This is a genomic window from Mycobacterium sp. (assembly GCF_052145595.1).
In the GTDB taxonomy this organism is placed as follows: Bacteria; Actinomycetota; Actinomycetes; order Mycobacteriales; family Mycobacteriaceae; genus Mycobacterium.
In genome coordinates, this window is the sequence record NZ_JBKQOI010000215.1 from 19,048 (window position 1) to 31,491 (window position 12,444).

The 12,444-nt window shown below is 66.2% G+C and carries 8 protein-coding genes and 2 pseudogenes; 4 read left to right on the forward strand and 6 right to left on the reverse strand.

Going from position 1 to position 12,444, the window contains the following annotated elements:
• Positions 1–9: 9 nt before the first annotated feature.
• Both ACLP4W_RS19620 and ACLP4W_RS19625 read right to left on the reverse strand, forming a co-directional pair.
• Positions 10–711 carry an EthD domain-containing protein gene (locus ACLP4W_RS19620; protein ID WP_442388762.1) on the reverse strand — a complete coding sequence of 234 codons (702 nt, stop codon included), beginning with the start codon at positions 709–711 and terminating at the stop codon, positions 10–12.
• A gap of 26 nt (positions 712–737) precedes the next feature.
• Entirely contained in the window at positions 738–1,673 is a 936-nt protein-coding gene (locus ACLP4W_RS19625; RefSeq protein WP_442388764.1) for a hydrogen peroxide-inducible genes activator, read from the reverse strand.
• Between the two features lie 103 nt (positions 1,674–1,776).
• On the opposite strand from ACLP4W_RS19625, the gene ACLP4W_RS19630 reads away from it, so the two are divergent.
• From ACLP4W_RS19630 to ACLP4W_RS19640, 3 genes are read left to right on the forward strand one after another with little or no spacing between them, the layout of a single operon-like run.
• Entirely contained in the window at positions 1,777–2,364 is a 588-nt protein-coding gene (locus tag ACLP4W_RS19630) for a peroxiredoxin (RefSeq protein ID WP_442388766.1), read from the forward strand.
• Positions 2,364–2,900 (forward strand): alkyl hydroperoxide reductase, encoded by a 537-nt coding sequence (locus tag ACLP4W_RS19635; protein WP_442388768.1) that lies wholly within the window; start codon positions 2,364–2,366, stop codon positions 2,898–2,900. The genes ACLP4W_RS19630 and ACLP4W_RS19635 overlap by 1 nt, the downstream gene beginning before the upstream one ends.
• A 5-nt stretch (positions 2,901–2,905) precedes the next feature.
• Positions 2,906–4,219 (forward strand): alpha-amylase family protein, encoded by a 1,314-nt coding sequence (locus tag ACLP4W_RS19640; RefSeq protein ID WP_442388770.1) that lies wholly within the window; start codon positions 2,906–2,908, stop codon positions 4,217–4,219.
• A 1-nt stretch (position 4,220) separates the two neighbouring features.
• Here the strand turns inward: ACLP4W_RS19640 and ACLP4W_RS19645 are convergent.
• Positions 4,221–4,340: pseudogene (locus ACLP4W_RS19645) on the reverse strand (DUF1810 family protein); the annotation flags it as partial.
• Positions 4,336–4,629, reverse strand: a pseudogene (locus ACLP4W_RS19650) (LysR substrate-binding domain-containing protein); the annotation flags it as partial. The pseudogenes ACLP4W_RS19650 and ACLP4W_RS19645, both read right to left, overlap by 5 nt.
• A 563-nt stretch (positions 4,630–5,192) precedes the next feature.
• Here ACLP4W_RS19650 and ACLP4W_RS19655 point away from each other — a divergent pair.
• On the forward strand, positions 5,193–5,849 hold the full coding sequence (locus tag ACLP4W_RS19655) for a methyltransferase family protein (RefSeq protein WP_442388782.1): 657 nt from the start codon (positions 5,193–5,195) through the stop codon (positions 5,847–5,849).
• A 227-nt stretch (positions 5,850–6,076) separates the two neighbouring features.
• On the opposite strand, the gene ACLP4W_RS19660 is transcribed toward ACLP4W_RS19655, so the two are convergent.
• Complete coding sequence (locus ACLP4W_RS19660; protein ID WP_442388772.1) at positions 6,077–6,301, reverse strand: hypothetical protein; 225 nt, start codon at positions 6,299–6,301, stop codon at positions 6,077–6,079.
• Between the two features lie 60 nt (positions 6,302–6,361).
• On the reverse strand, positions 6,362–12,444 hold a 6,083-nt coding region (locus ACLP4W_RS19665; RefSeq protein WP_442388774.1), incomplete at its 5' end, for an amino acid adenylation domain-containing protein.

Genomic DNA, 12,444 nt, shown 5'->3' on the forward strand with positions numbered 1-12,444 from the left:
CTGGGTTCCTCACTCTTTGAACGGTGTCTTGAAGACGTAGCGGCTGGTTGGCACGGTGTCGATGTTCTCGTTCGCACCGAACGCGGAAGTACTGGCGACCATCTGGCTTATCCGGTTCTGCAGGTCCTTGTCGTCGGCGGCACCGAAGAACGCCTTCAGATCGGTGATCGCCTCCGCGGGGAACAACTCTTCGACGATGCCGGAGATTCCCGGTGCGTCCGGCGTGAGGTTTCGCACTACCCAGTTCTGGGTGTAGCCGAATGTCGACTGTGTCTCGATGGCCACCGATGTGTGGTCGCGCTGCCAACGGGTCAGCCAGGTCGCCTGGTCCAGCTCCGCGGGCCGGCGCAGCAACGCAATATTAGCGAGACCGGTTGTGCGACAACCTGGTTCGGTTGCCGGTGCAACCAGCGGGACCGACTCGGTCACCAAATAGGCGCCGAGCTGCTCGCATTCTCCGGCGAGCAACTCGAGCGCCGCCGACGTCTGGTCCCCGTAGCACTGCTGAGTCCACAGGCTCACGACAGCGCCGACCGGCGGGTCCAGGGTGGTCAGCGTCATCAGTGAGTGGCGCACCGCGCCATCGCGGACGTTGACGGACAGCCCGGGCACGCCCAGCCCCAACAGCGCGTCGGCCACGGGACCCCGCTGCCGGGCGCACCAATCGTCATCCGGGTCGGCACGCATCAGCACGGCGATCACCTTCTCCATACGCCGAACCTACAGCCGGCGAGCGGCTATTTGACCAGGCGAACGTCGTGTTCGTCACCGATCAATGTGCCGATCATCTCGGCCAGCTGCCGGTAGGACTCATCGCGACCGCTCGACGAGCGAAACACCAGACCGATCCGTCGTCCGGGGCGGGGTGCGGCAAACTGCGCGAGCCCGAGGCGGCTTCTGGCCGCCTCGACCGGCACCGCGCTCTGCGGAATCAGCGTTATCCCCAATCCCCCGGTCACGCATTGCACGGCGGTCGCCAGCGACGCCGCCCGGGTATTGGCCAGTTCCGCCCGAACGCCGGCCTTATTGCAGACGTCCAGCGCCTGGTCGCGAAGGCAGTGGCCCTCATCCAGCAACAGCAGCGGAAGCTGAGCGAGCGCGGCAGCCGGCACGCGACGTTTGCCTGACAGCGGATGCCCGGGTGGTAGCGCGAGCACGAAATCTTCGTCGTAGATCGGGATCTCGGTGACCCCGGCGGCGTTGGCGGGCAACGCGATCAGCGCCGCGTCCAAGGCCCCCTCGCGCAGGACCGTCAGCAACCGCTCGGTTTGGTCCTCGATTACCCGCAGGGTCATCGCGGGCAGTTGCCGGGCAAGTCCAGCCAGCACGGTAGGCAGGACGTAGGGCGCCACCGTGGGAATCATCCCCAGCCGCATGCTGGCCTGCAGCGGGTCGGTCGCCCCGGCGGCGGCGGCGGTGAACGCCTCCACCGCCTCGACCACGGCTTGCGCGCGCGGGAGGAGTTGTGCACCCTCGGTCGTCAAGAAGACACGCCGCGTCGACCGTTCGATCAGCTGGGCGCCGAGGCCGGTCTCCAGCGCCGCCAGCGCCTGCGACAACGTCGACTGGCTCACGCCGAGAGTGGTTGCGGCGCTACTGAAGTGCTGCTTCTCGGCCACCGCGACGAACGCGCGAACCCCGGCGATCGTCGGCTGATAGATCTTATCGGACATACCCATAATTATAGTGTGAAATATCACCTTTACTTCAGACAGCGCTACCGGCAGCATGGTGGACATAAAGCTAATCTTGAGTAGATCCAGATAAGGAGCGGACATGGCTTTGCTGACAATCGGCGATCAGTTCCCCGCCTACCAGCTGACCGCGCTGATCGGTGGCGACCTGTCCAAGGTCGACGCCAAGGAGCCCGGCGACTACTTCGCCACGATTACCAGTGACGACCACGAGGGCAAATGGCGCGTCGTGTTCTTCTGGCCGAAGGACTTCACTTTCGTGTGCCCGACCGAGATCGCGGCGTTCGGCAAGCTCAACGACGAGTTCGCAGACCGTGACACGCAAGTCCTGGGCGTCTCGATCGACAGCGAATTCGTGCACTTCCAGTGGCGTGCACAGCATGAAGACCTCAAGAAGCTGCCGTTCCCGATGCTTTCGGACATCAAGCGGGAGCTTTCGCTGGCCACCGGAGTGCTCAACGCCGACGGCATCGCGGACCGCGTGACCTTCGTCGTGGATCCGAACAACGAGATCCAATTCGTCTCGGCGACCGCCGGTTCCGTGGGACGCAACGTCGACGAGGTGCTGCGGGTCCTGGACGCCCTGCAATCCGACGAGCTGTGTGCCTGCAACTGGCGCAAGGGCGACCCGACGCTGAACGCCGGCGAACTGCTGAAGGCTTCGGCCTGATGAGCGTCGAGAATCTCAAGGCCGCGCTGCCCGAGTACGCCAAGGACCTCAAGCTCAACTTGGGTTCGATCGCGCGCAGCGCTGTGTTGAACGAAGAGCAGCTCTGGGGCACCCTGCTGGCCAGCGCCGCGGCGACGCGAAACACGCAGGTGCTGGCCGAGGTCGGCGCCGAGGCGGCCGACTACCTGTCCGCCGAGGCATACCAGGCGGCACTGGGAGCCGCGTCCATCATGGGCATGAACAACGTGTTCTACCGTGGCCGCGGCTTCCTCGACGGCCAGTACGACGACCTGCGGCCCGGATTGCGGATGAACATCATCGGCAATCCGGGTGTGGACAAGGCGAACTTCGAGTTGTGGTGCTTCGCGGTTTCGTCGATCAACGGATGCTCGCACTGCATGGTCGCCCACGAGCACACGCTGCGTGAGGCGGGCGTGGACCGCGAAGCCATCCTGGAGGCGTTGAAGGCCGCGGCGATCGTTTCCGGCGTGGCCCAAGCGATCGTCGCATCCCAGACGCTGGCCACCGTCGGCTGATCGTAGTGTCACCCGCCTGGATCGAACACGCGATCTGGTGGCAGGTCTATCCCCTGGGCTTCGTCGGCGCATTTCCGGTAGCCCAGTCGGCGGAGCCGCCGCCGCCGGACCAACACCGGTTGCGTCGGCTCGCCGGCTGGTTCGACCACGCCATCGAACTCGGGGCGTCCGGGATTGCGCTGGGGCCGATCTTTGCCTCGCGCACGCACGGTTACGACACGACAGATCACTACCGCATCGATCCCCGACTCGGGGACGAGGCCGACTTCGACTACTTGATCGCCGAGGGCCATCGCCGGGGCCTGCGCATTCTGCTCGACGGCGTGTTCAATCACGTCGGCGTGGACTTCCCGCGCTATCGCGACGCCGCGGACAGTGACCAATCCGCACGCTGGTTTCGTGGGCGCCCGGGTCGTTTTCACACTTTCGAGGGCCACGACGAGCTCATCACCCTCAATCACGACAACCCCGAGGTCGTCGACTACGTCGTCGACGTCATGGCGCATTGGTTGCGCCGAGGCGCAGACGGCTGGCGCCTGGATGCGGCTTACGCCGTGCCGCAACGATTCTGGGCGTCGAGCATACCGAGGGTGCGTGAGCAGCACCCGGACGCTTGGTTCGTCGGCGAACTCATCCACGGCGACTACGCCGCCGCGGTTGAGGCGGCCAAGTTCGACTCGGCCACCCAATACGAGCTGTGGAAGGCGATCTGGAGCAGCCTCAACGACGGCAACTTCTTCGAGCTGGACTGGGCGCTGCAGCGGCACAACGAATTTCTGGCCAGCTTCGCCCCGCTGACGTTCGTCGGCAATCACGACGTCACCCGCATCGCCAGCCGGCTCGAACAACCCGAACATCTGCCGCACGCGCTGGTCATCCTGCTGACCGTCGGCGGCGTGCCCAGCGTGTACGCGGGCGACGAACTCGGGTTCCGCGGCGTCAAGGAGGAGCGGTACGGCGGTGACGACGCGGTGCGCCCCGAGTTCGGTTCGCCCCCGGTCGAATTGGACGCGTCGGGCGCCAAGGTGTGGGCGCTGCACCAGTATCTTGTCGGGTTGCGTCGTCGCCACCCATGGCTGCACGCGGCGTCGACCACCGCGTGGCGGCTGGGTAATCGGCACTACGTCTACGAGACCCGCAGCGGCGATAACGCGCTGCTGGTCGCGCTCAACGTCGACGACGAGCCGCTACGACGGGGGCTGTCGGAGCTGGGCACGGCGCACGCGCGGATCGTCGCCGGTTCGACGGCCCCGCCGCAGGAGGTCGTGGACACACTGGTCGTGGAACCCCATGGCTGGCGGATACTGAGCCCCGTCTAGGGACCCCCAGCCGTGCCAGGGTCAGCGGATCCTGCCGGCCACCGTAGTACTTGTCCAGCAGCGCGACGAAGTCCTCGTTGTCGTCGGTGGCGCGGGCGAACAGCGTCATCGACGAGCACAGCGGTCACCAGCGACGCCGCTCGGGTGTCGGAGAGTTCGGCCCGCACACCCGCCATCTGGCAGACGTCCAGGGCCTGATCACGCAGGCAATGACCCTCGTCCAGCAACAGCAGCGGCAACTGTGCCAGCGCCGCCACCGGCACCTCGTGCTTGCCCGACAGCGGATGCCCAGGTGGTAGCGCGAGCACGAAATCTTCGTCATAGATCGGGATCGCGGTGGCCCCGGCGGCCTCTGCGGGCAGGGAAATCAGCGCTGCGTCCAATGTCCCTTCGCGCAGGGACGTCAGGACGGTCGTCGCGGGCCGCCCTTGGGTGATCGCGTTGCGCGCCGCGCCGGCGTTGTAACGGATTTTCGTCTGGTCGCGCTTCGCTTTGGCTCACTCCCACTCAACCTCGGCTAGCTCGGGCGCAATCTGCTCCGCCGTGTCGCCGGTGAATGTGCTTGGCACCCCGCGCGATTCGAGGTAGGTGGGCGCTCTTGCAACACCTCCACCGTGCTGACCTCCAACCGCGGCCTCGACGAGTTGCCAGCCATGATCAGAGATGCGCCGCTGGCGGCCGCGGTCGACCGGTTCACCTCCACCACCAACGAACTGGTCATCAACAGTTGACACCAGCACCGACAGCCGGCATCACGATGGCTGAGCGAACCAGGTGGTCCCTAGCCAAATTACACATTCGCGCACATCCTTCGGGTGGGCGACGGTAGTTTCAGTTCCGCGCCGCTGTTGGCTGCTGGCGATCGGTGCGGTGCTGACACGCTGGGAGTAGCGGCTTTCCGGCGCCGCGATGTGCGCTGTTGGCGTGCGGTACCGGACGAACGGAAGGAGGATCGGTGAAAACCATTCCTAAAATGTTCGTATTCGGGCTTGCTGAGCCTGTCGCGTTCGGCTTGATGCTGTTTTTGACAGCTGGCACGGTTAATTACTGGCAAGCATGGCTTCTTCTGGCGGTGTTTGCTATCGCGACGTGGATCTCGAGCATTTACTTGCTGCGTGCGAACCCCGCGGCGCTCCAACGGCGTATGCGTGGGGGGCCGACGGCGGAGACCCGAATGGCGCAAAAGGTTGTTATAGGTTGCTTTTGGTTGTCGTTTGCAACGATGTTCATGGTCAGTGTCCTTGACCACCGCTTTGGTTGGTCCGCAGTACCACCGGCAATCTGCTTGGTTGGTGATGTTCTGGTGGCGATTGGACTGGGTGTGGTGATGCTGGTGATCATTCAGAACAGCTATGCGGCCGCAACCGTCCAGGTGGAGGCAGGCCAGAAGCTCGTCTCCACCGGTCTGTATAGGGTGGTGCGGCACCCCATGTACACCGGCAATGTGATCACGATGGTCGGCATCCCCCTTGCGCTCGGTTCCTACTGGGGACTCGTCGTCGTCCTACCTGGCCTGATCGTGCTCGCGTTGCGCATCCGCGACGAGGAGAAGCTGCTCCAGGAAGAGTTGGCCGGATACCGCGAGTACACGCAGAAGATTCGCTACCGCCTGGTGCCATGTATGTGGTAATAGCCGCACGACCTGCACCTGAATCCGCCGACTTTCGGCTCGTGTGAACGCCAGTGAGCTCGAGGTGCGCCGCAGCTGGTAGCACCACAGTTCGGAACGCGGCAGCGGTCACTCCGACGGCATCGCAGAGTTGCTGTCGCAGCGGGAAATAACGACACCTACGACGTCGTGCAGTGAGCGGCCGACCGGCCGCGGAGCGACGGCCGGGTCGCCATGCTCGGGGTGTCCTAGTTGGACTTGGCTCGCACCAGGCAGATCAGCGTGCCGTCGACCAGTTCAATCCACCGCAGGCATTCCAGGGCCGGGTAACGCTCGAGGAAACCGGTCGCCCCGGTCAGCAGGACCGCCCGCGTGTCAGCGCTGGGTCGGGGGGCGGTCAGCGTCGCGGCGTCGATGAACGTGTCCAACGTGAGGTCACTGGCGTGCACCTCGGTGGTGTCGCGGCCGCGCACGGACGCAAAACTGGGCCCGTTAGCCCCGGGCTTTCGCTCGGCCTCGATGTCGGTGTGGTCTTAGGGATCGCTGGCCGGGCTTACGGCGGGAACTTCTTGCACCGAGCTGGCATGCCCGCCCAACCGCTGGCTCAAGCTTCTAACGGACGGCGCCTCGAATAAGGTGCGCACCCCAAGGTGGCTATCAAGGGCCGTGTTGATCGCGGCGATCGCCCGCATCGCGGACAGCGAATCCCCGCCCAGGTCGAAAAACGACTCATCGACCCCGACGCGGTCGACCTCCAGCACCTGGGTGTAGATGCCGGCCAGGATCTGCTCGACCGGGGCAGCCGGGGCGCGATAACCACCATCGGTGTCGTGGTATTCGGGTGCCGACGCCGCCGTGGTCGCCGGCTGGGTCAACACCGCCCGGTTGCCCTCACCCCCATCATGCAGATCCATCGACGAGAGCCGCCGGGTCGGATGGGAGGTCATGGCCACCAACACCCGCTTGAACCGCTCGATGAGCGTTTCGATGCTGGCCACGTCGAACACATCCGTGCGAAATTGGACGCGAAGGTCCAGTTCGCGGCCCTGCCCGGCTTGGACCGTCAGCGGGTAGTGGTAGTAGTCGCGGCTGGTGAACTCGGTGATGGCCAACTCGTGGTCGCCCGACAACGCCGACAACGCCGTGGTGTCGATCGGGTAGTTCTCGTACACGAAAACGGTGTCGAACAGTCGTTCCTGTCCGGTGATGCGGTGGATGTCGGTAAGCGCCAGGTGTTGGTGCTCAAGGGTCTTGGTGTGGGTGCGTTGCAGCTGGTCGAGCAGGTCGGCGGTGGTGGTTGCCGGCGTGATGTTCGCCCGCACCGGCACCGTGTTGATCAACAGGCCCACCATCGAGTCCGCGCCGGCCACCTCGGCCGGCCGCTCCGAGACCACGGCGCCGAAGGCCACATCATGCTGGCCGGTCAGCGACATCAGCAGCTGCGCCCAGGCGCCCTGCAGCACGATGTTGACGGTGGTGTGGTGCGAGCGCGCCAGCTTGCCAACGGCCCGCGTAGTCTTCGCAGACACCCGAAACGATGCAACACCTCGCCGCCCCAGCCCCAACCGATCCGGCGGACCGACCAGTGTGGGGGTGTCAAAACCGGCCAACACCTCGCGCCACGCCGCGTCGGCGCCATCAAGGTCTCGACCGGCCAGCCAGGTCACAAACCTGCGATACGAGACCGCCGCGGGCAGCCGCTGCCCGTGATAGCCGGCGAATATTTCCCGCAGCAGGATCGGCAGGGACCAGCCATCCAGCACAATGTGGTGATTGGTCAGCACAAAACGGTGCCGGTCTTCGGCGGTGCGGATCAACGCCACCCGAAAAGCTGGCGGGTCGGCGAGGTCGCAGACCGCGGAGCGTTCCTCGGCGCACACCCGCTGGATCTGCTCATCGAGGTCCAGGCCGCCCCCGCCAAGGTCTACATACCGCCAGGGCACCATGGGATCGGCCGGGATGAGCTGCACCGGCACCTCAAACTGTGGGCAGAAGCGGGCCACCAGGTTGGGATGCCGGTTCACCACTGTGTGCACGGCATCGCGCAGCCGGTGCTGATCCAGCCGACCACTCAACGTGATATCCAGCTGCACCGCATACACATCGTCGCCGGAGCCCTGCGCGATGCTGGTGTGAAAGAGCAGCCCCTGCTGCAGGGGGGTCAGCGGCAACACGTCAGCGATCCGGTATTGCCCCTGCAGCTCATCGATTTGCTGCTGGCTCAGCCGCACAGGGGCGATATCCGACGGCGTCAACCCGCCCCCACCACCGCGCACATGCGCGCAGATACCGGTCAGGGCGTCAAACCACAACCCGCTGACCCAGGTGACCGCCGTGCGATCCAAGGCCGATGACGCCCACATCCAGGCGGCGTGCAGGTGCGGGCCGGTGTCGGTGTCGACGGTGCCGGCGTTGAGCTCCACGGTGTGCGCCAGCGGCATGGGCACCGCCCCCGCGGCGCCGGTCAATGACAAGCCCTCCTGGCTGAAACGCCACACATCACCGGACGCGTAGGCCGCCGGGGCGCCCAGCCGCCCGAAATAGTTAAACCCGATCGGCGGGTCGGACCCGGCCAGCTCAACATCGCTGTTCAAATAGCGCAGCACACCATAGGTAAGCGGATCCGGCAGGGCGCGAAGCTGCTCTTTGGCGTTTTTGACCACCGCCCCCAGCGCCGCCTCGCCGGCGAGCACTCGCGCCCAGTCCAACCCACCCACCGTCAACGACACCGGATACTTGATGCTAAACCACCCCACCGTGCGCGAGAGGTCAACATCGGCTGCGAGCTCCTCGTGGCGCCCGTGGCCCTCCACATCGATACCGATCGGCGCGCCACCGGTGCCCAAAAACTGCGCCCACGCCAAGGCGAACGCGATCAACAGAATGTCGTGTATCCCGGCGTGAAACGCCGCGGGCACCTCACCCAGCAGCAGGCGGGTCGTCTCGGCATCCAACACCACCGACAGGTGCCCGGCTGTGGCAAACGTATCCACCGCGGGTTGCACCTCCGGCAGCGCGGCCGGGGTCGCCGCCACCTGCCTCCACGCCTCTGCCTGGCCAACGACTTCTGGGTGGCGAGCGTGCTCAGCCAGCAGCGACGCCCACCGGGCAAACGATGTCCCCGCTGCCGGCAACATCACCTGCTGCCCACCCCGATGCTGAGCCCAGGCGATGTTCAAGTCCTCCAAGACAATCCGCCACGACACCCCGTCGACGGCCAGGTGGTGAACCACCAACACCAACTGGCCGGTGTCAGCAACCCACAGCGCGCTCAGCATCACCCCGGCGGCCGGGTCCAACCGCGACCGCGCTGCTACCAGCGCCTCATCGGATAACACCTCCACCGACTGCAGGCACTCGCCGGCGTCCACCGACCCCACCTCGGGCACCCGTAACGCCCACCCCCCGGCGCCGTCGTCGTCGACGCGCAGTCGCAACATGGCATGCCGATCCAGCAAGGCCTGCAACACAACCAGCACGTCGGCGTCGGTCACCCCCGCAGGAGCCTGCACCAGCACCGTCTGGTTGAACTGCTCCACTGGGCCCTCCACGCCCTGGAGCCAGCGCATGATCGGGGTGGGCACCACCGGCCCGACACCCTCATCGATGCGGCCATCCGCACCGTCGGCCACCCGGGCCACCCGGGCCACCCGGGCCAGCCGGGCCACGGTCTGCTCGACGAAAATATCGCGCGGCCTACAGATCACACCGGCCGCACGGGCCCACACCACTACCAGCATCGACAAAATGCTGTCCCCACCCAGGTCGAAAAACGAGTCGTCGACCCCGACCCGCTCGAGCCTGAGGACTTGGGCGTAGATGCCGGCCAGGATCTCCTCGACCGCGCTGGCCGGGGCGCGGTAACGATCGCCATCCTGGTATTCGGGTGCCGGCAGGGCCCGTTTGTCGAGTTTGCCGTTGGGTGTTAGCGGCAGCGCCCCCAACATCACCACCGCGGCCGGCACCATATAGGCCGGGAGCTGCTCGGCCAGCGCGTCGCGTATCCGGGCCGGGTCCGCGGTCCCGGTGACATAACCCACCAGACGCTTATCGCCGGGGCGGTCCTCGCGGGCGATCACCACCGCCTGCTCGACGCCGTCCAATCCGGCCAGCGCTGCGCGCACCTCACCGAGCTCGATGCGGTACCCGCGGATCTTGACCTGCTCATCGGCACGCCCCAGATACCGTAACTGCCCATCAGCACCCCAACACACCAGATCCCCGGTGCGATACATACGTATCCCCGGTGCTCCCGCGCCACCGAACGGGCACGCCACAAACCGCGACGCCGTCAACCCGGCCCGGCCCATATACCCATACCCCGCCCCGGCACCTGCCACATACAACTCCCCGACCACCCCCGCCGGCACCGCCCGCAACCACCCGTCCAGCACAAAAAAGGCAAGATGCGCCAACGGCACCCCGATGGGGCTGGCAGTGCTGTCGACATCGCCGTCGACGATCTCCCGCAACGAGGCGTGCACCGTCGTCTCGGTGGTGCCATACAGGTTGAGCAGGCGCGGCAAACCCGGGTGGTTGTCCAGCCACGTCCCAAGACGCTGGGGTTCCAACGCTTCCCCGGCAAACACCACAGCCTGGAGCTTGAGCTGATGTCCCAGCTCGGGTGCTACCGCGTCAGCGGTTTGCAGCGCATAAAACGCCGACGGGGTCTGGCTTAACACGCTGACCTGTTCGGCGACCAGCAAGGCGTGGAAGTCTTCCGGTGAGCGCGCCACCGACTCGGGCACCACCACCAGCCGCCCGCCGTACAACAGCGCACCCCACATCTCGCACACCGAGACGTCGAAGGCCAAGGAATGCCACTGCGACCACACCTGCCCCGCCAGCTCCATCGCGCCGTCTAGTGCCTCCAGCAGCCCGGTGACGTTGCGGTGGGTGATGGCCACGCCCTTGGGCACCCCGGTGGTGCCCGAGGTGTAGATGAGGTAGGCGATGTCCTCGGGGGCCGGCGCCGGCAAACCCGTACACGGATAGGTCTGGATGCGGGGGTCTTCGACATCGATGACCAGCAGCTCGCACCCGTCCAGCCGGTCGGCCAGCCCGGTGGTGGTGATCGCGGCGATCGGCGCGGCATCGCCAACCATGAACCCGATCCGCGCGTCGGGATGCGCCGGGTCGATGGGCAGATAGGCCGCCCCGGTTTTCAGCACCGCCAATATCGCCACGATCGCCTCAGCCGACCGGGACAACAGCAGCGCCACACGCTCACCCGGGCCGGCCCCGTGAGCGGCCAAAAGGTGCGCCAACCGGTTAGCCGCCTCATCCAGCTCGCGGTAAGTCATTGCGCGGCCTTCGAAGATCACCGCCACCACTTCCGGGGTGCGCGCCACGTGCGCGGCGAACAACACCGGAACCGACACCGCAGACGATGCGTCCGCACTCAAAACGGCCCGGTTACCGATCTCATCCAGCCGGGCGTGCTCAGCCTGATCGAGCAGATCCACCGACGAGAGCCGCCGGGTGGGATCGGCGGTCATCGCCACCAACACCCGGTGCCACCGCTCGATCAGCGCCTCTATGCTGGCCGCGTCGAACACGTCGGTGCGAAATTCCACCGTCCCGCCGATCCCGGCGGGCTCACCGGCCTCGCTCCAGCGTTCACCCAGCGAAAACGTCAGATCCATGCGGGCGACCTGAGTGTCCACCGGCATCTGGGTGACCTGCAGATCACCCAACGCCAGCCCGGCAGCGGGGTCAGTGTCCTGCCCGGCGAAATTCTGCCATGCCAACATCACCTGCACCAGCGGGTGATGGGTCAGGGATCGGGTCGGGTTGAGCCGCTCCACCAGCACCTCAAAGGGCATGTCTTGATGCTCGTAGGCGGCCAGGCTGCGCCGTCGCACCTGGGCCAGCAGCTCGGCGACACTGGGATCCCCGGCCACCTCGACCCGCAGCACCAAGGTGTTGACGAAAAACCCCACCAACTCATCCAGTGCGGGATCGCGGCGCCCGGCGATCGGGAACCCCACCGCCACCTCGCTGCTGGCGCTGAGCTTGGCCAGCAGCACCGCCAGGGCGGCCTGCATCACCATGAAACTGGTCGCGTGGTGCTCGCGGGCCACCCGACGAATCTGCTGCTGCAGCTCCGTCGGCCAGTCCACGGCAACCCTGGCGCCGTGCTGATCAGCAACCAGCGGGTAGGGCCGATCGGTGGGCAGCTGCAGGCGCTCGGGCATCCCGGCCAGGGCCTGCTCCCAGTAGGCCAGCTGCGCGGCGATGGGGCTGTGGCTATCAGCCAGATCACCAAACTGGGCGCGCTGCCACAGCGTGTAATCGACATACTGCAGCGCCAACGGCGCCCAGCCGGGGGCTTGCCCCGCGCACCGGCTGGCATAGGCCACCCCCAGATCAGCCACCAGCGGGGTGATCGACCAGCCGTCCGCGGCGATATGGTGCACCGCGGCCACCAGCACGTGTTCCTCGTTGGCGACGCGGAAAAGCCGTGCCCGCAAAGGGATCTGGGTTGCCAGATCAAACGGGCTACGCACCGCCGCGCCGATGGCCTCCTCTAGCCGGCTTGCCGACCATCCGGTGGCATCGATGATCTGCCAGCCGAAATCGGCCCGCTCGGCGGGCACCACCAGCTGCCGCGGTA